This window comes from Rhodococcus sp. Eu-32, from assembly GCF_003336925.1.
GTDB classification, from domain to species: domain Bacteria; phylum Actinomycetota; class Actinomycetes; order Mycobacteriales; family Mycobacteriaceae; genus Rhodococcoides; species Rhodococcoides kyotonensis_B.
This window is the reverse complement of record NZ_QGNK01000020.1, coordinates 43,151-67,240: the sequence shown is the minus strand read 5'-3', so window position 1 is coordinate 67,240 and position 24,090 is coordinate 43,151. Positions and strand designations below refer to the sequence as shown.

Annotated in this window: 25 protein-coding genes; 8 read left to right on the top strand and 17 right to left on the bottom strand. The window is 65.5% G+C overall.

What is annotated here, in order from left to right; all coding sequences use genetic code 11:
• Positions 1–10: 10 nt before the first annotated feature.
• The 3 genes from DK926_RS21260 (at position 11) to DK926_RS21250 (ending at position 4,392) form a co-directional block, all read left to right on the top strand.
• Positions 11–1,324 (top strand): acetyl-CoA C-acetyltransferase, encoded by a 1,314-nt coding sequence (locus tag DK926_RS21260; protein WP_068422686.1) that lies wholly within the window; start codon positions 11–13, stop codon positions 1,322–1,324.
• Between the two features lie 140 nt (positions 1,325–1,464).
• Positions 1,465–1,890 carry a GAF domain-containing protein gene (locus DK926_RS21255; protein WP_114332072.1) on the top strand — a complete coding sequence of 142 codons (426 nt, stop codon included), beginning with the start codon at positions 1,465–1,467 and terminating at the stop codon, positions 1,888–1,890.
• A gap of 216 nt (positions 1,891–2,106) precedes the next feature.
• Positions 2,107–4,392 carry a VanW family protein gene (locus DK926_RS21250; protein WP_243636941.1) on the top strand — a complete coding sequence of 762 codons (2,286 nt, stop codon included), beginning with the start codon at positions 2,107–2,109 and terminating at the stop codon, positions 4,390–4,392.
• Here the strand turns inward: DK926_RS21250 and DK926_RS21245 are convergent, their stop codons facing one another.
• Positions 4,393–5,154 carry an SGNH/GDSL hydrolase family protein gene (locus DK926_RS21245; RefSeq protein ID WP_114332053.1) on the bottom strand — a complete coding sequence of 254 codons (762 nt, stop codon included), beginning with the start codon at positions 5,152–5,154 and terminating at the stop codon, positions 4,393–4,395.
• 165 nt (positions 5,155–5,319) lie between these two features.
• On the opposite strand from DK926_RS21245, the gene DK926_RS21240 reads away from it, so the two are divergent.
• The 3 genes from DK926_RS21240 (at position 5,320) to DK926_RS21230 (ending at position 7,512) form a co-directional block, all read left to right on the top strand.
• Positions 5,320–5,832 (top strand): NAD(P)H-dependent oxidoreductase, encoded by a 513-nt coding sequence (locus DK926_RS21240; protein ID WP_114332052.1) that lies wholly within the window; start codon positions 5,320–5,322, stop codon positions 5,830–5,832.
• Complete coding sequence (locus tag DK926_RS21235) at positions 5,829–6,320, top strand: flavin reductase family protein (protein ID WP_068422701.1); 492 nt, start codon at positions 5,829–5,831, stop codon at positions 6,318–6,320. Before DK926_RS21240 ends, DK926_RS21235 begins: the two co-directional genes overlap by 4 nt.
• Positions 6,321–6,555: 235 nt before the next feature.
• Positions 6,556–7,512 (top strand): hypothetical protein, encoded by a 957-nt coding sequence (locus DK926_RS21230; RefSeq protein WP_114332051.1) that lies wholly within the window; start codon positions 6,556–6,558, stop codon positions 7,510–7,512.
• 141 nt (positions 7,513–7,653) lie between these two features.
• On the opposite strand, the gene DK926_RS21225 is transcribed toward DK926_RS21230, so the two are convergent.
• The 3 genes from DK926_RS21225 to DK926_RS21215 all read right to left on the bottom strand — a co-directional run bounded on the left by DK926_RS21225 (position 7,654) and on the right by DK926_RS21215 (position 11,341).
• The gene (locus tag DK926_RS21225; protein WP_114332050.1) at positions 7,654–9,489 is read right to left on the bottom strand and encodes an acyl-CoA dehydrogenase; all 1,836 of its coding nucleotides are present in this window, start codon (positions 9,487–9,489) and stop codon (positions 7,654–7,656) included.
• 77 nt (positions 9,490–9,566) lie between these two features.
• Positions 9,567–10,190 carry a class I SAM-dependent methyltransferase gene (locus DK926_RS21220; protein ID WP_114332049.1) on the bottom strand — a complete coding sequence of 208 codons (624 nt, stop codon included), beginning with the start codon at positions 10,188–10,190 and terminating at the stop codon, positions 9,567–9,569.
• Positions 10,191–10,246: 56 nt separating this feature from the next.
• Positions 10,247–11,341, bottom strand: a complete 1,095-nt coding sequence (locus tag DK926_RS21215; RefSeq protein WP_114332048.1) for a DUF4185 domain-containing protein — start codon at positions 11,339–11,341, stop codon at positions 10,247–10,249.
• A gap of 118 nt (positions 11,342–11,459) precedes the next feature.
• Here DK926_RS21215 and DK926_RS21210 point away from each other — a divergent pair, with 118 nt between their 5' ends.
• On the top strand, positions 11,460–11,888 hold the full coding sequence (locus DK926_RS21210) for a MarR family transcriptional regulator (protein WP_243636940.1): 429 nt from the start codon (positions 11,460–11,462) through the stop codon (positions 11,886–11,888).
• 3 nt (positions 11,889–11,891) lie between these two features.
• Here the strand turns inward: DK926_RS21210 and DK926_RS26770 are convergent, their stop codons facing one another.
• Genes DK926_RS26770 through DK926_RS21180 form a run of 7 tightly spaced genes read right to left on the bottom strand, consistent with a single transcriptional unit; the run spans position 11,892 to position 16,022 of the window.
• A complete protein-coding gene (locus tag DK926_RS26770) occupies positions 11,892–12,050 on the bottom strand; it encodes a hypothetical protein (RefSeq protein ID WP_165839641.1) in 159 nt (52 codons plus the stop codon).
• 45 nt (positions 12,051–12,095) lie between these two features.
• A complete protein-coding gene (locus DK926_RS21205; protein ID WP_114332047.1) occupies positions 12,096–12,437 on the bottom strand; it encodes a DUF4180 domain-containing protein in 342 nt (113 codons plus the stop codon).
• Positions 12,434–12,850 carry a helix-turn-helix domain-containing protein gene (locus DK926_RS21200; RefSeq protein WP_114332046.1) on the bottom strand — a complete coding sequence of 139 codons (417 nt, stop codon included), beginning with the start codon at positions 12,848–12,850 and terminating at the stop codon, positions 12,434–12,436. The genes DK926_RS21205 and DK926_RS21200 overlap by 4 nt, the downstream gene beginning before the upstream one ends.
• Positions 12,851–12,900: 50 nt before the next feature.
• Positions 12,901–13,548: a DUF2064 domain-containing protein gene (locus tag DK926_RS21195; RefSeq protein WP_114332045.1), complete on the bottom strand. Its 648-nt coding sequence runs from the start codon at positions 13,546–13,548 to the stop codon at positions 12,901–12,903.
• Positions 13,545–14,186, bottom strand: coding sequence for a glycosyltransferase family 2 protein (locus DK926_RS21190; protein ID WP_207890878.1), 642 nt, complete (start codon positions 14,184–14,186; stop codon positions 13,545–13,547). The genes DK926_RS21195 and DK926_RS21190 overlap by 4 nt, the downstream gene beginning before the upstream one ends.
• On the bottom strand, positions 14,179–15,234 hold the full coding sequence (locus DK926_RS21185) for an NAD-dependent epimerase/dehydratase family protein (RefSeq protein ID WP_114332044.1): 1,056 nt from the start codon (positions 15,232–15,234) through the stop codon (positions 14,179–14,181). The genes DK926_RS21190 and DK926_RS21185 overlap by 8 nt, the downstream gene beginning before the upstream one ends.
• On the bottom strand, positions 15,231–16,022 hold the full coding sequence (locus DK926_RS21180; RefSeq protein ID WP_114332068.1) for an S-methyl-5'-thioadenosine phosphorylase: 792 nt from the start codon (positions 16,020–16,022) through the stop codon (positions 15,231–15,233). Before DK926_RS21180 ends, DK926_RS21185 begins: the two co-directional genes overlap by 4 nt.
• A gap of 65 nt (positions 16,023–16,087) precedes the next feature.
• Here DK926_RS21180 and DK926_RS21175 point away from each other — a divergent pair, with 65 nt between their 5' ends.
• A complete protein-coding gene (locus DK926_RS21175) occupies positions 16,088–17,407 on the top strand; it encodes a hypothetical protein (protein ID WP_114332067.1) in 1,320 nt (439 codons plus the stop codon).
• A gap of 44 nt (positions 17,408–17,451) precedes the next feature.
• Here DK926_RS21175 and DK926_RS21170 read toward each other — a convergent pair whose 3' ends face one another.
• From DK926_RS21170 to DK926_RS21145, 6 genes are all read right to left on the bottom strand, one after another.
• Positions 17,452–18,120 carry a methyltransferase domain-containing protein gene (locus DK926_RS21170; RefSeq protein WP_114332043.1) on the bottom strand — a complete coding sequence of 223 codons (669 nt, stop codon included), beginning with the start codon at positions 18,118–18,120 and terminating at the stop codon, positions 17,452–17,454.
• Entirely contained in the window at positions 18,117–18,611 is a 495-nt protein-coding gene (locus DK926_RS21165) for a hypothetical protein (RefSeq protein ID WP_207890877.1), read from the bottom strand. Before DK926_RS21165 ends, DK926_RS21170 begins: the two co-directional genes overlap by 4 nt.
• Complete coding sequence (locus DK926_RS21160) at positions 18,608–19,816, bottom strand: molybdopterin-dependent oxidoreductase (RefSeq protein ID WP_114332041.1); 1,209 nt, start codon at positions 19,814–19,816, stop codon at positions 18,608–18,610. Before DK926_RS21160 ends, DK926_RS21165 begins: the two co-directional genes overlap by 4 nt.
• A 6-nt stretch (positions 19,817–19,822) precedes the next feature.
• Positions 19,823–20,512 (bottom strand): hypothetical protein, encoded by a 690-nt coding sequence (locus DK926_RS21155; protein ID WP_114332040.1) that lies wholly within the window; start codon positions 20,510–20,512, stop codon positions 19,823–19,825.
• Between the two features lie 272 nt (positions 20,513–20,784).
• Entirely contained in the window at positions 20,785–22,368 is a 1,584-nt protein-coding gene (locus DK926_RS21150) for a GMC family oxidoreductase N-terminal domain-containing protein (RefSeq protein WP_114332039.1), read from the bottom strand.
• 9 nt (positions 22,369–22,377) lie between these two features.
• A complete protein-coding gene (locus DK926_RS21145; RefSeq protein WP_243636942.1) occupies positions 22,378–24,072 on the bottom strand; it encodes an aldehyde dehydrogenase family protein in 1,695 nt (564 codons plus the stop codon).
• Between the last annotated feature and the right edge of the window lie 18 nt (positions 24,073–24,090).

The window sequence follows — 24,090 nt, the reverse complement described above, 5'->3', positions numbered from 1 at the left end:
TATTTCAGCGATGTTGGGAGACGCAGTGACAAGCAAGCAGCTACGACCGGTCGCAATTGTCGGTGGCAACCGCATCCCGTTCGCGCGCTCGGACAAGAAGTACGCACAGGCCTCGAACCAGGATATGCTCACCGCCACGCTCGATGGGCTCGTCAGCCGATTCGGCCTGCAAGGGGAGCGTCTCGGACTCGTCGTCGCAGGCGCGGTGTTGAAGCACAGCCGCGACTTCAACCTCACTCGTGAGTCCGTTCTCGGAAGCGCTCTGAGCCCGTACACCCCGGCCTACGACCTGCAGCAGGCGTGCGGCACCGGTCTGCAGTCGGTCATCGCGGTCGGCGACGCCATCGCCTCGGGCCGCATCGATGCGGGCATCGGCGGTGGCGTCGACACCACGTCGGACGCACCGATCGGCGTCAACGACGAGCTCCGCGAATTTCTGCTGTCGCTCAACCGCGCGAAGTCGACGACCGATCGCATCAAGCTGCTCGGCAACGTCCGCCCGTCGATGCTCGGCATCGAGATTCCGCGCAACGGCGAGCCGCGGACAGGCCTGTCCATGGGTGAGCACGCCGCGATCACCGCCAAAGAATTCGGTGTTCGACGCGAGGACCAGGACGAACTCGCCGCCGCCAGCCACAAGAACATGGCCGCCGCGTACGACCGCGGTTTCTTCGACGACTTGGTGACGCCTTTCCTAGGCCTCACCCGCGACGACAACCTGCGCCCCGGATCGACCGTCGAGAAACTGTCGACGCTCAAGCCCGTGTTCGGAAACAAGCTCGGCGACGCCACCATGACGGCCGGTAACTCGACGCCTCTCACCGATGGTGCGTCGGCCGCGTTGCTGTCGACCGACGAGTGGGCGGCCGAGCGGAACCTGCCCGTGCTCGCGCACCTCGTCGATTCCGAGACCGCAGCCGTCGATTACATCCACGGCAACAGCTCGTTCAAGGACGGCCTGTTGATGGCGCCGACCTACGCTATTCCGCGTCTGCTCGCTCGTAACGGTCTGACGCTGCAGGACTTCGACTACTACGAGATCCATGAAGCGTTCGCGTCGGTCGTGCTCGCCACGTTGCAGGCGTTCGAGAGCGACGAGTACTGCAAGGAGCGCTTGGGCCTCGATTCGGCGCTCGGGTCGATCGACCGCAGCAAGCTCAATGTCAACGGATCCTCGCTCGCGGCGGGCCACCCGTTCGCCGCGACCGGTGGTCGCATCGTCGCATCGCTGGCCAAGATGCTCGCCGAGAAGGGTTCGGGCCGTGGCCTGATCTCGATCTGTGCAGCCGGTGGTCAGGGTGTGACCGCCATCATCGAGCGCTGAGTCAGCGCACTATGCGGGGGCCGGCGGTCGGCAGGAGTGGAGCCGGCGGAATGACCCGGTCGGCAGATCCGTCAAACGAGGGGTTTATGGATCTGCCGACCGTGAGATCGGACGCCGACAGGTACGTCTATCGCGCCCCGATGCGGGGTGCCGTCGATCGTGCACTCGAGCTGGGCGTGGTCGGAGTCGGTGGTCGATTGGATGCGGTTCCCGCTGATTTCGCCGACGCGGTCGCGCGGACGGATCGGCTGTACGACGAGCGCACGGCGCGTCGGCTGGAGCGGTTCGCCGCTGTTCCCGACCTGTCGTTCGTCTGGACTCGCTCCGCTGATGGAGACTATTTCCTCGGGCAGATCGACGGGCCCTGGCGGTACGACGCCTCGGCCTCGGACGTGGATTTGGTGAATGTGCGGCCGTGCCGCTGGGTGCCTGTGCCCGAACGTCGCGTTCCGGCGGCCACTGTGCGCACCTTCGCCCGTGGCGGCCGCAACTTTCAGCAGACACATGATGCGAATGTCGGCAGGCTCAGCGCGGAAATCTGGACAGTTACTCATTCGAACGAATGAACCTTGAGAGACAGTCCAACGTCCGTTGTAACGCATCACAAAGACCGGCGATACTGGGAGTGGCTCCGCACTGCTGCCTGACCCCCGACCCGGCAGCGGTGCGGGGCCACCTTCGTATTGTCGACCCAATCCTCCGAAGCGAAGGTTCGGTTGCGCCCGCGTAAGCTTCGTGGCGGATGTCGATTGGATTGCTGGGGGTTCGGGAGGGCCGAGAACGTGAGCGTCGGTGGAGACGGTAGGGACAGGCGTGCAGAACAGCCGGATCCCGACGAAGGTACTTCCGCCGGCCATGATGCCGCACCCGACGTCCCCCCGTACGACGCTCCCACCGAGGTTCTCCGCGCGATCGATCCGAACGAACCGCCCCCCGAGACCGCTCCCGAGAAGCCCGTAGCCGGTCAGCACGAGGCGCCCGTCGACCCGCCGACCGAGGCCTATTCGGCGCTTGCGCCCTCCGACGCCGCAGCACCGGACGACGTCGACTCGGCCGCGCCGACGGTAGCTCAGCCGGCAGTGCCGCAGTCCAACGCGCAGCAGCCGGAAACACCGGGGCCCGGAACAGCCCAGACCGAAACCACCCAGACCGAAACCACTCAGTCCGAAACACTGCAGCCCGAAAGACTGCAGCCCGAAAGACTCGAGCCCGGAACACCCGAGCCCGCAACATCCGCGCCGGCCTCATCCGAAGCCCCGGCCCATCAGTCCGAGGCCGACGGTCCGTCGAAGCGAGTGAAGATCGCGGTCGTCGCGGGAGCCGCCGTCGCGATTCTCGGGGTGTTCTACACGGCCGACATGCTGTCGACGAGCGGGTCGGTGCCCCGCGGTGTCACGGTTGCCGGTATCTCGGTCGGCGGTCTGAGTCACGACGACGCCGAGGAACGTCTGCAGTCCGAGCTCGGCGCACGCGTCGACCAGCCGGTGCGTGTGATCGCCGGCGACCAAGATCTCGAATTGGTCCCTGCTGCAGCAGGTCTCGACGTCGACTGGGCGTCGACGCTCGATCGGGCCGGGTCGCAGCCGATCAACCCCTTCACGCGACTGGCGTCGTTCTTCACCGACCGCGAGATCGGTGTGCAGTCGACGGTCGACGAACCCGCGCTCGACGCGGCCGTGGAATCGATTCGCGCACAGACGGATCGGCAGCCGATCGAAGGCGACGTCGTCTTCGAGGGCTCCACGCCCGTCGCGGTGACGCCTGCACCGGGTCAGTCCGTCGACGTGACGGCGGCGCGCGACGAGATCGAATCGAACTGGGCTTTCGGCACTGTCGAGCTTCCGGTCGAGACGGTGGATGTGACCGTGCACCAGGACGAGGTCGACCGCGTTCTTCGAGATGTCGCGACGCCGGCCGTCTCCGCGCCGGTCGTGTTCACCGGTCGAGGCAATGCCACCGCCGTCCTCGCGCCGGACGCCATCGCGAGCGTCGTCTCGTTCGAGCCGGACGGAAACGGTGCTCTCGCAGAGCGATACGACGCGCAGGCCGCCACCGCGATTCTCGCCCCGCAGTTGGCGTCGACGGAAACCCAGCCAAAGGATGCGTCGTTCGCGCTCGGAGGCGGTGCACCGACGGTGGTGCCCGGTGTCGTCGGCGAACTCGTCCAGTGGCCGAAGACGTTGGAGCAGTTGCCGACTCTGCTCGGATCCTCCGACTCGCGGTCGACCGAGGCCGTCTACGACCAGGCGCAACCCGCGTTGACGACGGAAGGCGCGCAGGCGCTCGGAATCAACGAGGTCATCGGCGAGTTCACGACAGGCGGGTTCGAGTACGCGTCAGGTGTCAACATTCGTCTGACCGCCGACATCGTCAACGGCGCTCTCGTGAAGCCGGGAGAAACGTTCTCGCTCAACGAGTACACCGGGCCCCGTGGGTCGGCGCAGGGATTCGTCGAGTCCGGCATCATCGACAACGGCCGACCCGATCGCGCCGTCGGCGGCGGCATCAGTCAGTTCGCGACGACGCTGTACAACGCGTCGTACTTCGGTGGCATGGAAGACGCCGGGCATACCGAACACAGCTACTACATCAGCCGCTACCCGGAAGCGCGTGAGGCGACGGTGTTCGAGGGCGCGATCGACCTGAAGTTCACCAACCCGACCAAAACCGGTGTGCTGATCGAGTCGTTCGGCACGAGTTCCAATGTCACGGTGCGTCTTTGGGGCACCAAGACGGTCGACGTCGAGTCGATCACCGGACCGCGCACCAACCCGACGAGCCCGAACACGATCACGTTGCCCGCGGGCAGCGCGTGCGTACCGTCGAGCGGTGGACCAGGATTCACGGCAAGCGACACCAGGGTGATCACGGATGTGGCGACGGGCAACGAGATCTCGCGCAACACGCGGACGGTCAAGTACGACCCGATCCCGATCGTCAGGTGCGTCTCAGCCGAGCCCGAACCCGAGCCGGAGGCGCCTGCCGATTCGCCGTCCGAGGAGACCCCGGCGAATCGGCCCGCGCCCGCCGAACCGCCTGCGGCGACCCCACCGGCGGACGGCGAGTAGCTACAGCGCCTGCAACGACGAATGTTTCGGCGCCACACCGTCACCCGACGACGTGCCGCGCAATCGTCTCGACACCCACGGTCCTGCGAACGACCTGACCCACTCCGTGTTCTCCCGACGCCTCTCGGCGGCCGCGAGAGGAGGCAGGGGATCGAGGGCGTCGACCTCGATCGAGTGGGGGACGCCCAGGAAGTCGAGTACTTCCGCTGCCATCCGTGTGTGACCGAGGGTCGACATGTGCAGCCGGTCCCAGTCCCACATACGTGGGTCGTCGTAGCCGTCGAAACGCCAGTAGTCGACGAGCTCGACGCCACGGCGTTCGGCGACGCCGCGGAGCAGCTCGTTGTAGATCGCGGTGCGACCGCGGAGCATGCGGAAGATCGGTGACCAGCCGGCGTCGTAGGCGGTGAAGGCGACGACGCGCGCTCCCGTGGCCTTCAGATCGGCGAGGGCCGCGTCGTAGCGGGCGACGATGCCGTCGATATCGACCTTCGGCCGCATCATGTCGTTTCCGCCTGCGTAGATGGTGACGAGATCCGGGGCCGCCTCGATCGCGATGCCGACCTGGTCCTCGATCACCTGGTCCAGAAGCTTGCCGCGGACGGCGAGGTTCGCGTAGCGGAACTCGGGATTGCCGACGGCCAACTGCTCGGCGACGCGATCTGCCCAGCCCTTGACGCCGTTCGGGCTGGCGGGGTCGGTGTCTCCGACGCCCTCGGTGAACGAATCTCCGAGCGCGATGTAGCTGTCGATCCTTGGCACGTTCCGGCCTCCGTACTCTTGCTAACTATTTGTTCCAGAAAGTCCAGCGTCGCGCGACGCCATTTCATTCCCCCTCGAAAGAATCACGATGATTCTGACCGTGGACACGCGAACCTCGACCGGGTTGGCTGGACGTGCACGTGTTCTCCGATCGAAAGTAGGCGCATGACAGTCACGGTGGTGGCAGGCAATCCGAAGCCGGGTTCGCGAACCCTAGAGGCGGCGGGACTGCTCGCATCGCAGCTCACCGGTGGGCAGGCGGACCAGGAGATCGACGTCGTCACCTTGGGCGCGGGCCTGCTCGGGTGGGGTGACGAAGCGGTGAAGGCGGCCGTGGACACGGTTGCGTCCAGCGACATCGTGGTCTTCGCGAGCCCGACGTTCAAGGCGACGTACACCGGTCTTCTCAAACTGTTTCTGGACCAGTTCGCCACCGACGAGGGCTTGCGTGACGTCGTCGCCGTTCCGCTGATGCTGGGCGCAGGGCCCGCGCATGCGTTGGCACCCGATCTGCTGCTGAAGCCGGTGCTCGTCGAGCTCGGTGCGATCACCCCTGCACCTGGTCTGTACCTGTTGGACAGCAGCTACACCACCGATACTCGTATCGTGGACTATGCGCGGCGATGGGGACCCACCGTCACGGCCGCAGCAGACGCACGAAAGGGAGCATCGGCATGACGCTCACGCACACCGACCTCGACCAGACGACGCTTCGTCAGGCCTACGCCCAGTTCCCCAGCGGTGTCGTCGCCATCGCCGCCGAGATCGACGGGACCCCGGTCGGACTTGCTGCGAGCAGCTTCGTCGCGGTGTCGATCGAACCTCCACTCGTCGCCGTCTGCATTCAGAACACGTCGACGACGTGGCCGAAGCTCGAGGGTCTGAGCAGCATCGGCGTCAGCGTCCTCGGGGAAGCGCACAACGATGCCGCCCGCACGCTCGCGGCGAAGACCGGTGACCGGTTCGCAGGTCTCGAGCTGTTGACCACCGACCAGGGCGCAGTGTTCATCGAGGGTGCCACCGCCTGGCTGGAGACCAGCATCGACCAGCAGGTTCCCGCCGGCGACCACGTCATCGTGCTGCTGCGTATCCATTCGCTCGAGGTGCAGAGCGAAATCAGTCCGATCATCTTCCACGGCAGCAAGTTCCGCCGTCTGCAGGCGTAGCGTCCTTCCTCCCTCACGCGGCCGATCGAGGGAACGCGGTCCGTAGCCGCTCACCGTTTCGCCAGACGCACGTCAAATTGCTAGCCAATTCGAGCGCGTCTGGCGAAGTGGTGAGCATGTGTCACGGACCTCATTACGGTACGTCCGTGCCGGAATCTATCCACAGGCCCAGAACTTGTGCACAGATTGCGGCGGAGCCCGTTCGGGAGCGTTGGCAGCGTGCAGTCTTGGCGGCATGGAACTCGATCCCACCCGGCTGCTCAGTCGTCGCGACGCGTTGTCGATGGGCCTGGCCGACCACGAAATTCGCGCGCTGCGCACGAGCGGCGGCTGGAGGACGCTGCACCACGGTAACTACATCGGTGCAGACCACTCGGACTCTCTCGACGCCAGGTCCACGCATCGACTACTCATCGACGCGGTCCTGCCCACGTTGTCGGACAAAGCAGTGGTGAGTCACGAATCGGCTGCGATACTTCATGGACTTCCCCTCTACGGGATCGATTTGTCACGGGTCCACGTGACACGTGATCGGCGTGGTGGTGGCCGGACGTCGAAAGGGGTGGTGACGCACTGTTCGCCCCTCGGCGAAGTTGTGATCGTCGACGGCTTTCGAACCACGACACTCGCACGCACACTCGTCGACATCGCTCGGACAATGTCACTGGATACCGCGGTGGTGCTCGGTGATGTCGCGATGAGGCACGGCGCATCGCTCGACGAAGTCGCAGAAGAGTTGGAACGTGCACGTCGATGGCAGGGCATCGCCTCTGCCCGGCGTGTCGCGGACATGGTGGACGCGCGGAGCGAAAGCGTCGCCGAGTCGTTGAGTCGAATTCGGCTGCATCAGCACGGTTTTCGGGACGTCGAGCTACAGGTGGAGGTTCGCGATCCGAGGGGCAGGTTCCTCGGACGAAGTGATTTCGGTGTGACGCCCGCGGTCATGGGTGAGTGCGACGGCAAGGTGAAGTACGGGAAATTCCTTCGCCCTGGGCAGGATCCCGGGGACGCTGTCTTCGAGGAGAAGAAACGAGAGGACTCGATCCGCGACACCGGACTGCAGGTCGTCAGGTGGACGTGGAGCGAAATCTTCACGTTCGACGTCGTAGTGGACCGAATCCGTCGAGCGATCGTGAGGGCCGAGAACTCCCCGAAGCCGACGGCCAGCGTGCGGCCGGGAAAGCTCCGTTAGTGGCTCACCGTTTTGCCAGGTGCACGGCAAATGGCCAACGATTCCGCGTGCATCCAGCGAAATGGTGAGCGTCTGCGGGCAGAACCCAGAAACACCAACGGCCGCACCCGAAGTCGGGTGCGGCCGTCGAGAAGCCGAAGATCAGAATGCGGCTTCGTCGAGCTCCATGACGTCGAGGTCGAGGTTCGTCAGGATGGTGCGAGTTGCCGTGAGCTGCGGGAGCACGTTCTTGGCGAAGAACGATGCCACAGCGACCTTGCCCTCGTAGAAGGCCTTGTCTGCGCCCTCGGCACCGTTGTCGAGTGCCGTGATGGCGATCTCGGCCTGACGCTGCAGCAGCCAGCCGATGAGCAGGTCACCGAAGGCCATGAGGAAGCGCACGGATGCGAGTCCGACCTTGTACAGCTCGGTCGGGTGTTCCTGAGCGCCCATGAGCTGCTGGGTCATCGAGGTGACGATGGCCTGCACGTCTTCGAGCGCGGTGTTCAGCAGTGCGCGCTCTGCCTTGAGGCGGCCGTTGCCCGCTTCGCTGTCGATGAACGACTTGATTTGTCCTGCAACATGAGCCAGCGCTACGCCGCGGTCACGGGCGATCTTGCGGAAGAAGAAGTCCTGCGCCTGGATGGCCGTGGTGCCCTCGTACAGCGAGTCGATCTTCGAGTCACGGATGTACTGCTCGATGGGATAGTCCTGCAGGAAGCCGGAACCACCGAGAGTCTGCAGCGACTCTGCCAGCTGGTGGTACGCGATCTCCGAACCGACGCCCTTGACGATGGGCAGCAGCAGGTCGTTGACGCGGAAGGCGAGGTCCTCGTCGGCGCCGGACACCTGCTTCGCGGTGATCGGATCCTGGTGGGCGGCCGTGAACAGGTAGACCGCGCGGAGGCCCTCGGCGTATGCCTTCTGCGTCATCAGGCTGCGTCGAACGTCGGGGTGGTGCGTGATGGTGACGCGCGGCGCGGACTTGTCCGTCATCTGCGTCAGGTCGGCGCCCTGGACACGCTCCTTGGCGTAGTCGAGTGCGTTGAGGTAGCCGGTGGACAGCGTGGCAATTGCCTTGGTGCCGACCATCATTCGCGCATGCTCGATGACGTCGAACATCTGCGCGATGCCCTTGTGCACCTCGCCGACGAGCCATCCCTGTGCGGGAATGCCGTGGCCGCCGAACGTCAGTTCACACGTGGCCGACGCCTTCAGACCCATCTTGTGCTCGACGCCGGTGACGAAGACGCCGTTGCGCTCGCCCAGCTCGCCCTTCTCGAAGTCGAAGTGCGTGTTCGGGACGAAGAAGAGGCTGAGTCCCTTGGTGCCGGGTCCTGCGCCCTCGGGGCGGGCCAGCACGAGGTGGAAGATGTTCTCGAACAGGTCGTCGGAGACGGCCGAGGTGATGAAGCGCTTGACGCCCTCGATGTGCCAGGAGCCGTCTTCCTGTTTGATCGCCTTGGTGCGGCCTGCGCCGACGTCGGATCCGGCGTCCGGCTCGGTGAGAACCATCGTGGCGCCCCACTGGCGCTCTGCGATGACCTTGGCCCATTCCTTCTGCTCGTCGGTTCCGTTGTGGAACAGCACGTTGGCGAAGGAAGGTCCGGCGGAGTACATGAATGCAGCGGGCTGAGAACCGAGGAGCATCTCGTTGATGGCCCAGCCCAGGTTGCGAGGTGCAGCGATGCCGCCGATCTCCTCGTCGAGGCCGACGCGCCACCATTCACCGTCGTAGAGCGCCTTGAACGACTTCTTGAACGAGTCGGGCAGCTTCAGGGTGTGGGTCTCGGGGTCGAACACGGGTGGGTTGCGGTCCGCGTCCGCGAAGGACTCGGCCAGCGGGCCCTCGGACAGGCGTACTACCTCGCGAAGCATGTCGCGGGCCGCCTCGCCGTCGAGGTCGCCGAAGTTGTCACCCGAGAGGGACTCGTCGAGCCCGAACAGCTCGAAGAGGTTGAACTCGAGATCCCGAAGGTTGCTCTTGTAATGGCCCATTGCGTCGCTCTCCAGTCGGTGGTGCGGTCTCGTGAGTACCGCCCAAGTTAGCTACTCGTCGGTAACATAGAGGCATGTTACCCCCGTTCGTTCCGGCTGCCAAGACCGGACTTACCGGCGAGTAGCAAAGCATCGATGGCGGTACCACTGTCGGTTGTTCTGAGCCTTCTGTCGCATCGAGAAACGACGGCTCGATCCCCGACATCGATCGCCAATTCCTCTGCCGTATAGAGTAGTTCGGGATTCTGGGGTCCGCCCACCCCAGCGGAGATGTTGTCGGAATGATGCCCGAGAATCATGAGGATTCCGTCAGGTTTCAACGCGTCGAGCGCGTTGTGGATTGCTTTGCGTCGTTGCTCGTGGGACAGATGTAGATACAGCACGAGAACCAAGTCATACGTCGGTTCGGGAGCGATCTGTGTCACGTCCGCATGAACCCACGTCAGCCGGTCGCGGACCGACTTCGGCGACCGCGACGCGATCTCGAACCCCTTCGTCAGTCCGACCGCAGAGAAGTCGACGGCCGTCACCTCCCAGCCGCGCGTCGCGAGCCAGAGCGCGTTGCGCCCCTCGCCCGACGCCAGATCCAGCGCACGACCGCGCGGCAGCGACGTGGCGATCTCGACGAGCGTCTGATTGGGCGGCGCTCCGTAGACCAGATCCCGGCTCGAATACTTGCGGTCCCAGTCTGCGGCGTCCATGTCACGAGCCTATCGGCGTGACACCGCAGCCAGCAGCCCGGCTGAAACGGGCTGTCCTACAGCGTCGTACGCAGCAGCAGGACGTTGTAGTTCTGATGCACGGTGGCGAGGAAGTAGAGATCCCGGCCCGACGACCATGGGTGAATGAACGGCGCGTATGCACTCGGGAGTTGTCGCGTGTCGACGACGACCTCGGGCGGACTCCACGGACCGGCGGGGGACGAGGCGCGCCGCATCACGATGGAGTTGAAGGGGTCGGTGGTGAGCATCAGGTACTGGCCCAGGTATTGGTTGTACGCGACGGACAGCTCACCGACGTTGTCGACGATCGGGACAGCCGCTGCCGGATCGTTCTTCTTCCACTCGCTGCCGTTCCAGTACTCGTACTCGCCGAGATTCAGGATGTCCTTCTCGGGCACCCGTGCGACGTGACCGAAGTTGCCTCGTCCCGGAGGGGTTCCGTAGACGTACACGAAACCGCCGTCCTTCAAGAACGCGTTCTGCTGGAAGTTGCGGTTCCCGCCGTCGCAGTTGCGCTGCGTCTCGGGGACGACCGCCCAGTTCTCGCCGTTGTCGCCCGAAACGGCGAGGCCGGAGTAGTTGGTCTCCCACTTGCCGGGCTCGCCCCAGTTCTTGACCGACATCAAGCTCATGAACTGGTTGGGGCCGAGGGCGACCCCGGCCGTCGGAATGCGGCTGATCTCGACGAAGGGGATCTTCGGGCTGGGAACGAGTTCCTTGGCCTGGCCCAGTGGGTCGCGAACGATGCTGTCGAAGTTCATGCCGTCGGCGAGATTGCCGTCGCGGCTGCGCACGAGGGAGTTGCTCTTCCAGGACCAGACGCTGCCCTGCAACAGATTGGGCAGGCCGAGTCCTGCGGTGTCTCCGAAGGCGGTGAGGATTTCGCCGTTGCCGTTGTCCCACATGATGCCGAGGTCGGTGCCGAGCATGTTGTAGTTCTGGGTCATGTTGGCGCTGGCGAGGCCTGTCGCCTGCGCGACCGCGACAGTGCGTCCCGTCAGGGGCGGAAGGCCGAACACCCCGTTGAGGCCCGGAATGGGATTGACGGCATTGGGGTTAGCGCCAGCTTGTCCTGCAGCGACCAGCGACAGCACGAGCACAGTAATACCTACGGCAAGAGATCGTTTCACCAAGCCCCCCGGCTTCCACCCTGTTTCGAACGAGCGCCCGGTAGTTTAGCCCAAGAAACCGACAGAAACGGGTAATCGGTTCTCGAAATGCAATGATTCGCCGCGCTAACCTGTTCGAGTGAGCACCGACCCGCACCTCGCGAGGGATCTGTCGGTCATGGCCATGCGTCTGAACCGGCAGCTCAGGTTGCGGCATTCCAGCGACAAGATTCCCGTCGCACATCTGTCGATTCTGGCGACGCTGTTTCGCGAGGGGCCGACGACGACGGGTGAGCTCGCCGTGCGAGAGCGGATCAAGCCGCCGTCGATCTCACGGTCGTCGTCCGCGCTGCTCGAGATGGGCTTGATCGAGCGTGTTCCGCACCCGACGGACGGTCGCCAGGTGCTGCTGACGCTCACCGACGAGGGCCGTCGAGTGGCGTCGCAGGATGTCGCGTCACGCGAGAGAGTTCTCGCGGAGCAGTTGGCCGAGTTGACGGACGAGCAGCGTGACACCCTGGCCACCGCTGCGGACATCCTGAACGCGCTAGTGGAACGGGCCGACTAGCGCTCAGTCGTGATGCACGCTGTCGTCGATCTCCGAGGTGTTCCAGTTCAGCGTCGAGCCGAGTTCTTCGTTGTCGGCTCGCTTCGCGACACGGCCCAGTACGACGGCGACAATCAATGCCAACGCCAACCAGATCGCAATGCCGATGAGTAACCCGACCACATAGTGTTTCTAGCACTCGCCTCTGAGAAAAACCGTAGAAACCAGCTAGTCGATTGTTGCGATGCGATCTTGTAGAGATCTTCGGTCGGCAACGAACCAGATGTGTCGGCCGCGATTGGACTCGGCGACGAATGCGCGTAGCGACTCGCTGACCTGCGTGAATCTGCTGATGTCACCCACGATGGCCAGCCGAATTCGATAGTTCACCAATTTCTGCGTGAATTCCCCCATCAGCCGAGTTCGGAGCTCGAAGAATTCGGGACGAAATCGTTCGGCAGGAATGGCGATCATTGTTGCTTCAAGTCCGAATGCGTCACCGACCAGGTCGACGGCATCGGATTCAGAACCGAGCAGAGGTCCGTCGGCGTCTACGAACAGGATGGTCATCGCGTTCCCTCGACGAAGGCGTCGACGAGACGCAGCACTTCCGCGGTGTCGAGGGCGTCGCCCATCACGACGATCTTGCAGGTCGACGCGGTGTCGTCGTAGGCGGTGTCGATCCGCAGGCGTGTTCCGGCGTTGCCGCGCCCCATGGCGGAAGCCTGAAGCGACGTGGCCAGGCGCGACGCGGTCTGCCGGTCGATCGTGTCGACAGTGACGATGCTGGTGACGTGCACGTCGGGACGATCAGCGGGAGCGTCGCCTCCGGTGAGCGACGCGAGTCCGGCAGGCGTGATGCGGTACTGCTTGCCGATCCGCACCGCGGGCAGCCGGCCGTCCTGGATGTAGTTGCGTACGGTCCGCACGTGCAGGCCGAGAAGCTCGGCAACCTGCTCGGCGGTGTAGAAGTCGTTCCCCATACTTCCCTATCCTACGCTATCGACACCCGCTATCGGTAATGTACAGCGCTCTATACATTCGCACTCACGAGGGCGAAGCGTCCACCCGGCGGACAATCTGCCGCAACGATCGCCAGATCGGACGCATGGTCCACGTCCCGCAGCACGTCGAGCATCGTGACCTCCGCGCCCCGGGCCGTCAGGGCCGCCAACGTCTCGGCGCCCGTCTCGGGCGTGGACATCGGCACGTCGAGCAGCGCCCGCGCCAGCGACGCGTCGGGAATTCCCAGCGCCCACCACCCGCCGTCCTGGGCCAGGCCCAGCACCGATCGCCCGTCGGTCATCCGCGAGGCCGACACGTTCAGCAGTTCGGGCGTCACCTGCGGCGTGTCCATACCGATCTGGAATACAGGTAGCCCGTGGAAGGCGTCCATGTGTGCATTCACGAGTCGCTCGGCGAATCCGTCGCCGCGTTGCCGAACCACGGTGTACGACGCCAATCTGGCGGCGATCTCGGTCCCTCGGGCGGCGGCGTCGAGGTCGCCTGTCAGTGCGACGACGCGGGTAGCGAAGTCGGCGTCCGCGACCGCGTCGAGCGTGTCGAGCAGTGCGGCAGCGGCGATGTCGGCGGCCGCGTCGGCACCGACGGTGGCGGCCAGCCGCGTCTTGGCGAGACCGGGGACCGGGGCCTTGGCGACGACGAGCGCGGTGACGTTCACTCCGACAGCACCTTCCAGAAGTCGCGCACCGCGACGACGGTGCCCTTGATCGAACCGGACACCTTCGATGCGCCCGCGGTGCGTGGGCTGTAGGTGACGTCGCGTTCGACGACGCGCCACCCCGCCTTCGACGCGAGCACCAGCAATTGCAGCGGGTAGCCGGAGCGGCGGTCGGTGACGTTCAGGTCGAGGAGCGCTGCGCGACGCACCGCGCGGATCGCACCGAGATCGTGCACGGGTAGGCCGTATTTCGTGCGAAGACGCAGGGCCAGAACGTAATTGCCGACGCGTGCATGTATCGGCGAGTGTCTCGATCTGCGACGCCCCACCACGAGGTCGGCGCGGTCCAACTCCGCGACGAGCATCGGAAGCTCGGCGGGATCCATCGAGCCGTCGCCGTCGAGAACGCACACGATGTCGGTCTCGGCAGCCAGAACCCCGGCGTGAACGGCCGACCCGTATCCGGGCCGGGTCTCGTGAACGACCGTCGCCCCGTGCGCGCCAGCGACGTCGGCGGTACCGTCGGTCGAGTTGTTGTCGACCACGACGACGCGATAGCCGCCCGGGATGCGCGCGAGAACGCCCGGCAGAGAACCGGATTCGTTCATGCACGGGATGATCACGGTCACGTCAGACACTCGGCGCTCCTGTGCTCTCGGCGTCGCGCAGAGGAGCCGTTGCGAACTCGCGCAGTCCGTCCCGTGGCCCGACGGCTGCCTCGAACCCGATCAGCTGCCGCGCCCGCTCGGGACTCGCGACGATGTGCCGGACGTCGCCCGATCGATACTGGCCCGTCACCTCGGGAGCTGGGCCGTTGCACGCGTCGGACAGTGCGGTAGCGACCTCGCCGATCGTGATCGGCTGTCCGGACGACACGTTCAGCGCCGTGAACCCCGGCAACGCGGCGTCGATCGACAGAACATTGGCCGTCGCGATGTCGTGGACGTGGACGAAATCGCGGGCCTGCGCCCCGTCCTCGTAGACCTGCGGCGCGCGGCCGGCCTCGAGCGACGACCGAAACATCGCTGCGACACCGGAATACGGCGTGTTTCGCGGCATGTGCGGACCGTAGACGTTGTGGTAGCGCAGTGCTGTCACGGATCCGCCCGTCGCGAGCGACCAGGCGAGTGCGTAGTTCTCCTGGGCGAGCTTGCTTGCGGCATAGGTGCTTCGAGGGTGCAGCGGCGCGTCCTCGGGCACGGGGGTCCACTCCAGCGATTCACCGGTGTCCGGGTCGGTGTTGTCGAAGCGGCCCGAATCCAGATCTGCACGGGTCCGCGGGCCAGGAACGACGATCCTGCCGTCCTCGGTGCGATAGCGTCCCTCGCCGTAGACGACCATCGACGACGCCAACACCAGCCGCGTGCATCCGGCGTCGGCCATCGCCGCGAGCAACACGGCGGTGCCGAAGTCGTTGTGGCTCGCGTATGCCGGGGCGTCGGCGGCATTCACACCCGCGCCGACGACGGCAGCCTGATGACAGACGACGTCGACGCCTTTCAGCGAGGACGCCAACGCCTCTCGGTCCCGCACATCGACTGCGGCAATGCCGTCGGAGCGGCCCGAATCGCCGTGAGCCGACGCCAGATACACGTCGACGGCCACAACGTCGTGTTCGGGACGCAACGCCTCGAGAATATGACCGCCGATGAAACCGGCTGCACCGGTGAGCAATACGCGTGTCATGGCAACTCGATCGGAAGGTCGGCGCCGTCGTGGATTCGGCAGGACGAACACGGACCGGTCGGAGCTGCGCCGATGGCGCCACGCACCAACGTCTTCAACGGCTCGATGTTCCGCGCGAACTCGGCGAACACGTCGACCGCGCGAACTCCCTGTCCCGCTTCGATTCCTGCATCGAGATCGGTGACGAGGGCGATCGGCGCGTAGCAGAGCTCGAGTTCCCGGGCGAGGACTGCTTCCGGGTGGCCCGTCATGTTGACCAGCGTCCACCCCTGCCGGGCGAACCATTGACTCTCGGCCCGCGTCGAGAACCGCGGTCCTTCGACGACCACCATCGTGCCGCCGTCGACGACTCCGTCCTGCAGTGCCGCAGCACGCAGATCGCCGCAGTACGGATCCGCGAACTCGACGTGCACCCCACCCTCGTCGAAGTACGTCTGCGCGCGCCCGGACGTACGGTCGACGAGTTGGTCGGGGACGACGAACGTCCCCGGCCCGTACCGGGCCACCAGACTGCCGACGGCACACGGGGCGAAGACGCGCTGTACGCCCAGCGACCGCAGCGCCCATATGTTCGCCCGGTACGGAAGAGTGTGCGGGGAGTACTCGTGCTTCGCGCCGTGCCGAGGCAGGAACGCGACGCTGCGCCCGTCGACATCGCCCACGGTGATGGGCCCACTCGTAGCCCCGTACGGGGTGTCGACCACGACGGACTCGGCGTCGTCGTCGAAGAACGAGTAGAAGCCGCTACCGCCGATGACGGCTACGTCGGGGCGGGCACTGGTTGTCATGGTTCCCTCTTCCATCCTCTTCTATGCTGTGCGCAACGAGTGACTCGCACGAACGTTAGGTGAACATCATCCGGTATTGGAGAGAATCCGTCGCGGCCGTTCTTGCCGTTGCACTCGTCGCGGTGGCGTTCGTCGTCCCCTACCTGGGCAACGAGCTCGTCACGCCGATCATCAACAGAACTCCGCAGCAGGTCCGCGATTTCGCCGACGCGGCACCGCTTTTCGGGTTCCGTGAGATCCACTTCGGCTGGGGCACACCGTTCGCGATCCTGCTCGGTGTCGCCGCCGTGCTGTGGGGTCCCGAGATCGCTCGACGGCTGTCGTGGCGACGGCTCCTGCTGTCGACGTGGGCCGCGTCGGGTGCGTGGACCATGTCGCTCGCGATGATCGACGGGTGGCGACGGGGATTCGTCGACCGGCTCGCGTCGACCGACGAGTATCTGCACGAGGTCCCCGGCATCACCGACATCCCGGAGGCGTTGCGCGGCTTCTCCGAACGCATTCTCGACTACCAACCCGACTCGTGGACGACGCACGTCTCCGGCCACCCGCCGGGTGCGTTGCTGACGTTCGTGTGGCTCGACCGTCTCGGGCTGAGCGGCGGCGCGTGGGCCGCGGGGCTGTGCGTTCTGGTGGGAACCAGCGCGGCGATGGCGGTCATGGTGGCGCTGCGGGCTCTCGGTGACGAGACGATGGCGCGTCGGGCAGCGCCGTTCGTCGCGATCGCACCCGCCGCGATCTGGATCGCCGTGTCCGCCGACGCGTTCTACACGGGTGTCGTCGCGTGGGGCATTGCGCTGCTGGCCGTTTCGACGAAGCATCACCGGTGGCCGGCGTCCATCGCGGCCGGTGTGCTGCTCGGGTTCGGCATCTACCTCAACTACGGTCTCGTGCTGATGGGGCTGCCTGCGATCGCGGTGCTGATCGCGGCGCGCACGGCGTGGCCGTTGATCGGCGCGGTCGCCGGTGCGCTGGTCGTCACGGCGATCTTCACGGCGTACGGCTTCTGGTGGTTCGACGGGTACGAGCTGGTCCAGGAACGCTACTACCAGGGCATCGCGACGGACCGGCCGTTCGCGTACTGGGGCTGGGCCAACTTCGCAGCGCTGTTCTGCGCGTTGGGTATTGCCGTACCGGCCGCACTGCCGCGCATTTTCACGAGGCTGCATCCGGTGAATCTGCTCGTCCTTGCGGGGCTCGCCGCCGTCGTCATGGCCGACCTGAGTCAACTCAGCAAGGCCGAGACCGAACGCATCTGGCTGCCGTTCGCGATGTGGATGTTGTTGGCCCCCGCGGTACTTCCCACGCGGACGCACAAGTTCTGGCTTGCCCTGCAGGTACTCGCGGCGCTGCTGATCAATCATCTGCTGTTCACGAACTGGTAGTGCGGCTGCGCCGCCCGTGCGTGCATAGTTGGCCCAGGCACCGACTATCCGAGCACGGGTGCCGAAGGCGCACTCAAGCGCGCGAAATATCGCCCGTGAATCTGCCCGATGTCGACGACGCGTAAGCCGGCCGAGCGTGCAAGATCGGCCGTCGCGTCGGCGCTGACGCTGGCCCACGCGAACCAGTCACCGACCATCGTGTCGGTCTCCCATCGCACGGTCCGTCGACGTACGGCGCCGTCGCCCGGGGGATCGACCTCGGCGATGATCGTGCCGTCGGGGCGGATCAGTTCGGCGGCACGACGCAACAGCCGGACCGGATCTCCGCCGATGCCGATGTTTCCGTCCGCCAGCAGGACGCAGGCCCACTCGCCGGCGTTCGGTAGAGGTTCGAACAGATCTCGCAGCACCGCACGGCCTCCACGCCCGACGGTCAACTGAACGGCCTCACGGGAGGTGTCGACGCCCAGAGCCGAGATGCCGCGTCGCGCAAGCCCTTCGGTGAGACGGCCGGGGCCGCAGCCGAGATCAAGTGTGGGACCGCTGCAATGGCCGATCATGCGATTGTCGGCGATACGGTCTTCGGCCGTCGACGCGTCGCCACCCATCCATCGAGCGATCGGCAACGAGACGCGTGTGCCGTCGGAATCTCCCATCCAACAGGGAAGGCCCGAGGAGGCCCGTCGAAACAGCTCGTCGGCTGTGACAGTCATGCGGGCCTCCTGGTGAGTGCGATGCGAAGTGCATAGGTGATGGCGCTGATCCCGAACAATGCTGCGGTGAGCGCGAGCCACCGTCCGAGGAACGGGTCCTGAGTCAGACCCGTTGCGGCAACGTAGGTTTCCGACCCCTGCGAGATGATCCCGGGCAAGAACAGCACGAACGTCAATGCCGTCCCCATCAACGGGATTCGGATGTAGTTGAGCGGCGATACACGCCAGCGGACGTGAGGGGCGCGGCCGCGGACTGCAGCGATACCGCTCGAGAGAGACCGGTCGACGACTGCGTAGAGCGGGAACAGCACCAGATCGTGCACGACGACGGCCCCTGCGAACCACACTGCGATGGACTGCCACCAGACATCGCGATTCCAGAATGTCTGTATGCCTGCCATCCAGACCACATAGCCCATGAGAGCGAAGGCGAAACCCATTGCCAGCACGTGCAATGGGCGCGCCCCGTAGAAGCGGACGAAGTACCTCACGAAACCGTCCTGAAGTCGATGGTCTCGACCCATTTGGTGTTGTGCACCCCTGGCATGGCCGGGACTATGATGCGAGCCGGGTAACCGTGGTCCGGCGACAGGTCGGTTCCATTGACTCGCAGCGCCAGCAGCGAGTCCGGGTGCAGCACCTGGTTGGACTGCAGCACCGCCTGACGGAACGGACCGTCCTTCTCGAGCGACGTGACCTGCGCGGACGACGGTTCGGGGGTTCCGGCAGCGGCGGCCAGGTCGCGTAGCCGCACTCCTGTCCATGTCTGTACCGTCGACCAGCCTTCGACGCAGGCGATAGGCAACCGGGCAGTGTGTTGTGGCATCGTCAGCAACGCCGCGCGCGTGAAGGTCACCGGCGACGTCCCTCCTGTCAGGGTGAGCGTCCACCCCGCATGGTCCTCGGGAATCCGGGCAGCAGCGGCGGTCCGGTTGACCTGGAAGTCGTTGGGTCCGTCGCCGTAGGAACGGCCACGGGGAAGGAGAATTGCTGCGTTTCGGAGGAATCCGCCCGTCGTCTGTCCGACCGTGAGTACGGCGACGAATGCCGCACCACCACCGACGAGGGCAAGCGCACCGCGTCGGCTGATAGTGGGCTCCGACGGGTCGGCGGCGATGAGATCGGAATCGCCGTGCTCCTGCCCGTCACGAAGAGCCTGCATCAGCGAGCGTCCGCGGAGCGTGCGAATCATCAACGGTGTCTTGAGAATCGCGTGACTGACGAACCCGGCGATGAAGATCCACGCGCCCCAGTAGTGGGCCGTGTAGAAGCTGAAGCCGAAGATGTAGTCGTACTGAATGTTCAGAACACCGGTGACGATCTCGAACAGGATGCCCCCGACGAGCGCAAGGAGCGAAAGGCGTTCGAGCGCTTGGGCAATCGACCGAACGGGTGGTGTCGTGAAGAGCTTCGGAATGACCGACCACAGTTTGGCCAACACGATCGGAACGAGCACCAATCCGAGTCCGACGTGCAAGCCCTGCGTGAGGCGATACAGCCAGGCGGGATCGGTGGGCCAATCGAACTGCGGCAACCGCAGCCAGCCGACATCGCCGGGCATCGCCTGCCCGAACTGCGGTCCGTACGCGATGTAGGACAGCAGCCCGGTGACGATGACGATCGGCAGGCCGACGAGCAGAACCGCTCCGAGGACCGAGGTGAACCACGGTCCGCGGAGCGGGCTGCGAAAACCCATCGGTGTTTACGCAGTGGCGATGGTGATGGTTGCGACGCCCACGAGCAGGCCCGGGGTGACGGCGTCGGTCTTGAACGTGTCGTTCAGCAGGCCGGCTGCAGTCTCCGAGATCTTGACCTGGGTGCCCTGCAGGATCGCGGTGTTGTCGGGTCCGGTGGCCAGCGGGTTCAGGGTGCGGCCGTCGAGATCGAAGATGACGGCATCTTCTGCGGCGACGTCGCCGTTCACCGTGACCGTGCCGGTCAGCAGGGACGTTCCCGGATCGATGTCGAAGTCCGTCAGCTCGACGACGGTGTCACCTGCGGTCAGCGAGAGTCCGCTGCCGTCGTGCATGATCTCGCCCTGCACGTACGGGTCGACGGTGCCCGGCTCCCAGTACTTGACCTCGCCACCGGTGATCGGGAAGGAGATGGAACCGTCTGCGAGAGTCGCGGTTCCGATGGTTCCGGGGGTGAGGCCCAGGGTCGTGAGCGCGCCGGTGAATCCGGGGTCGAGGGCCACCGCGGTGCTGACGCCGTTGGACAGGTCGTCGACCTCGGCAACGGGCTCCGGAGTCGCTTCGGCCGAGGTGGCTGCTGCCGACGTGGTGTCGCTGGAGCTGGAGCTGGACGAATCGTCGCTGGAGCACGCCGCGAGCGGTACGAGCGTCATCGCACCGATTGCGGTGGTGGCCATGACTTTACGGATCGAGATCATGATGATTTTCTCCCTTGCGTTGGCTCGTCTTACCCGAGCGTTGTGGGGGATTCGCCGCAGCCTCGAATCCGGATGGGTCGAAAGTCGATGGCCGGCTTTCCCGGCTCTCGTTCGTCTTCCAGCGACGCCGCCATACATGTTGTGGCGGTGGCATATTCGACGCTACATCGGCAAGGGGACAGGGTCACTCGTTCAGCGCGATCGTTACGGCCCGTGACAACACACGGCACGATTCGTGACCGTACCGTGATGTTTGGATTTCGGCGGGGCGCTCAGCCCAGAATCAGATCCGCGGCCTTCTCACCGATCACGACACTCGGCGCGTGGGTGTGCCCGCGGATGATCGTCGGCATGATCGACGCGTCCGCAACGCGCAGCTTGTCGACGCCGCGCACCCGCAGGTCCGGCGTGACGACGCTCGACGCGTCGCTACCCATGCGGCAGGTGCTGACGGGGTGGTACAGCGTGTGCGCGTTCTGTTCGAGCGCCTCGGTGAGGAGGTCGTCGGCGGAGGCGTCGGCACCGACCCTCGGCCGCACGATGTCGCCGAGCAACCCCTTGAGCGCCGGCTGCGATGCGATCTGCGTACACACGCGCAGCCCTTCGATCATCGCCTGCCGGTCCACCCCGTCGGGATCGCTGAGGTAGCGGGGTTCGATGATGGGCTTGGCGAGCGGGTCGGCGGAGCGCAACGTGATCTCGCCGCGGCTCTCGGGCCGGAGCAGGACGGACCCGATGACGGCCGCATGCGCGTCGGGCGCGATGAGGCCTTCGTCGAAGAACGGCGCGGGCGCGTAGATCAGCTCGACGTCGGGCAGCGAGACGCTGTCACGACTCCTGATGAACCCGTACGCCTCGGCCACGTTGGACGTGAGCATTCCGCGTCGTCGGACGAGGTAGTTGACCAGTTCGGGGATCTTCTCGGCGAAGAACAGCGAATCCTTCTCGACGCTCCAGCCGATCAACGCGGCGAGGTGGTCGGTGAGGTTCTTGCCGACGTGCGGCGAATGGTGCAGGACCTCGATGCCGTGTGCGTCGAGCTGTGCCTTGTCTCCGATGCCGGACAGCATGAGAAGCTGCGGTGAATTGACCGCCCCTCCGGCGAGAACGACTTCGCGCGCGGCACGCACGGTACGGACGACACCACCCGAGACGTACTCGACGCCTACCGCCGCGGTCCCCTCGAACACCACTCGCTGCGCCTGCGACTCGGTGAGAACGGTCAGGTTGGAGCGCTTGCGGATCGGCTTCAGGTACGCGTCCGCCGTGCTCCACCGCGCCCCACGCTTCTGCGTGACCATGGTCTGCGAAAAGCCCCTCGGCTCCGGCAGATTCGCGGGTTCGACGGGGTAGCCGGCTTCGCGCACGGCCTCGAGGAACGACGACGTCAGTGCACGCGGGCTGCGTTGGTTCGACACGATCAACGGGCCGGAGTTGCCGGCGTCGAGAGCTGTTGCGTTCTCGATGCTTTCGATCTTGCGGAAGTAGGGGACGATCTTGTCGAACGACCACGACGAATCGGCCAGTGACGCCCATTCGTCGTAGTCGGCCGCGAATCCGCGGACCCACATCATGGCGTTCATCGACGACGACCCGCCGAGCATCTTGCCTCGCGGCCAGAAGATGCTGCGGCCCTTCAGTTCGGGCTGGGGCTCGGAATCGTAGTTCCAGTCGACGTCGCTCCGAAACAGTTTCGAGAACGCCGCAGGAATGTGCGCGAACTTGTTCTTGTCCTCCGGCCCCGCTTCGAGGAGGACGACGCTGTTGCGTGGGTCGGCGCTCAGCCGGTTCGCCAGCACAGCCCCCGAGGATCCTGCGCCGACGACGACGTAATCGGCGATCGATGGGTGGTCCATGTTTCCCCCTTATCCGCGCAACGCCGAGGCGAAGATCGCGGGAAGTTTCGTCCACGACGGCTTACCGGCGAATGCTGTCAGCAACCTACCTGTCGTGGCGGCCGTTCGGTTGGAAAGGAACCACGGAGGTTTGGGGGTGAGCGCCCATTCCCGGGCAAGCAGCGAGCGCGGCGCAGGCCGGAACGGGCCGCGCACCACCGTCCGTTCCGCGCCGTCGATCAGCAAAGCGTTGTGCACGATGCCGATGCCGCTCTGGACGTCGTCGATGGTGTGTCCGGGAAATGCGCCCCACGTGGCTGCGGCGGAGAGGAATCCGAGGCCCGTCCACGTATTGACGGCAACCGTTCCGTAGCGCAGTTCGGCGAGAACGGATTCGAAGCGATCGCCCATCTCGGCGATCGTCGAGGGATGCGCGATGATGTTGACCCCGAGCGTTCCGACGAAGTCGTCGTTCGCGGTCTGCACGGCCTTCTCGGCGAATGTGGTTCCGGTGCACGGTAGTTCGACGACACCGAGGACCGGCGCGAAGTACTCGGTGGTCAGCAGGGCCGTTTCGTCGCCTGGATCGATGTCGCCGATCAGCACGCGTCCGTTGCTCAACCGTTCCGACCGAGGATAGCTGTCGAGCGCTCCGGTCACCCGCGCGTCGCTGCCGGGGTAGTAGGCGCGGCGACCGGGCGCGCGGTCGAGGGCGTCACGCAGGGCGGCGAGGAATTCGTCGCGCTGGTCCCATGCCGACGAGACGATGACCGCCTGCGCTGCGACGCAGTTGTAGCCGTTGTTGTGCAGTCGTTGCGTCGCGATGTGTTCGGCCTGGAACTCGATGTCCGCGCGGCTCCACTTGCCGGGAAACACGATGGTCGGTGACACGCCACCGAGTTCGCTCGTCATCGGTTTCGTCAGGATCGGGTCGTTGGCTGCTTTACGTTCGGCGCCGGTCTCACCTGGACCGAACACGATGGCGTCGTGCGTGATCGAACTACCGGTCATGTGCACGTGCGCCACCGACGGATGCTGCACGAGGTACGTTCCGACTTCCGGGCCGCCGGTCAGGATGCGGACCGCGCCGACCTCGATCAGCGGCGCCAACACCGTCGTCAGGACCGGCAGCATCGGATCGGTGATGGGGTTGAGCTTCAGTGCGACGACGCGGTTGTGCGCGAACAGCTCGTAGAACGTGTCCAGTGGTGCGATCGAGGTGATGTTGCCTGCACCGAGGACGGCGCCGATGCCGCCGGTCCGCGTCGGCTCACGTTGGGCCAGCCCGGCGCTGCGGGTCGCGGTCGCTGCATCGATGCCGGGTTTCAGCCAGACGTCGGCGCGAAAACCGCTCAGCAGCAACGAGTCGTACATGGTCATCGGTAGGACCTGAACCGTCGTGCGGTCGCCCGGGGCCGAACCGAACTCGACCGACGCGAGCGGGCTGTTGCCGGAGTCCAACGCAGTCAGCGTGTGGATGAGCATGCTCGCTCCGCCGGCGAACGCGTAGGGCCCCGACATCCACTCCTCGCCGAGCAGCGGCGACGACTCGCTCAAGCCCTTGATCACGCGGGCGGCGTCGACCCATTCGTTGCCGTGCGCGACAGTGAGGTCACGGACGCGTCCGAGAAGATCCGCGCGCTTCGACAGCGACAGGGACGCCCATGTCTTCTCGCCCTCGCCGAGCTCTGCGAGGGCCGTGTCGACGGCATGGCGTGCCTCGATCTCCGCGTTCTCGGCAAC

Coding starts and splice junctions, on each gene's coding strand:
- DK926_RS21200 (WP_114332046.1), bottom strand. CDS start 12,850: ATGGGGAACGACTTCTACACCGCCGAGCAGGTTGCCGAGCTTCTCGGC.
- DK926_RS21155 (WP_114332040.1), bottom strand. CDS start 20,512: ATGATCTCGATCCGTAAAGTCATGGCCACCACCGCAATCGGTGCGATG.
- DK926_RS21260 (WP_068422686.1), top strand. CDS start 11: ATGTTGGGAGACGCAGTGACAAGCAAGCAGCTACGACCGGTCGCAATT.
- DK926_RS21230 (WP_114332051.1), top strand. CDS start 6,556: ATGGAACTCGATCCCACCCGGCTGCTCAGTCGTCGCGACGCGTTGTCG.
- DK926_RS21180 (WP_114332068.1), bottom strand. CDS start 16,022: ATGACAACCAGTGCCCGCCCCGACGTAGCCGTCATCGGCGGTAGCGGC.
- DK926_RS21205 (WP_114332047.1), bottom strand. CDS start 12,437: ATGACCATCCTGTTCGTAGACGCCGACGGACCTCTGCTCGGTTCTGAA.
- DK926_RS21235 (WP_068422701.1), top strand. CDS start 5,829: ATGACGCTCACGCACACCGACCTCGACCAGACGACGCTTCGTCAGGCC.
- DK926_RS21150 (WP_114332039.1), bottom strand. CDS start 22,368: ATGGACCACCCATCGATCGCCGATTACGTCGTCGTCGGCGCAGGATCC.
- DK926_RS21240 (WP_114332052.1), top strand. CDS start 5,320: ATGACAGTCACGGTGGTGGCAGGCAATCCGAAGCCGGGTTCGCGAACC.
- DK926_RS21160 (WP_114332041.1), bottom strand. CDS start 19,816: ATGGGTTTTCGCAGCCCGCTCCGCGGACCGTGGTTCACCTCGGTCCTC.
- DK926_RS21225 (WP_114332050.1), bottom strand. CDS start 9,489: ATGGGCCATTACAAGAGCAACCTTCGGGATCTCGAGTTCAACCTCTTC.
- DK926_RS21220 (WP_114332049.1), bottom strand. CDS start 10,190: ATGGACGCCGCAGACTGGGACCGCAAGTATTCGAGCCGGGATCTGGTC.
- DK926_RS21185 (WP_114332044.1), bottom strand. CDS start 15,234: ATGACACGCGTATTGCTCACCGGTGCAGCCGGTTTCATCGGCGGTCAT.
- DK926_RS21170 (WP_114332043.1), bottom strand. CDS start 18,120: ATGACTGTCACAGCCGACGAGCTGTTTCGACGGGCCTCCTCGGGCCTT.
- DK926_RS21255 (WP_114332072.1), top strand. CDS start 1,465: ATGCGGGGTGCCGTCGATCGTGCACTCGAGCTGGGCGTGGTCGGAGTC.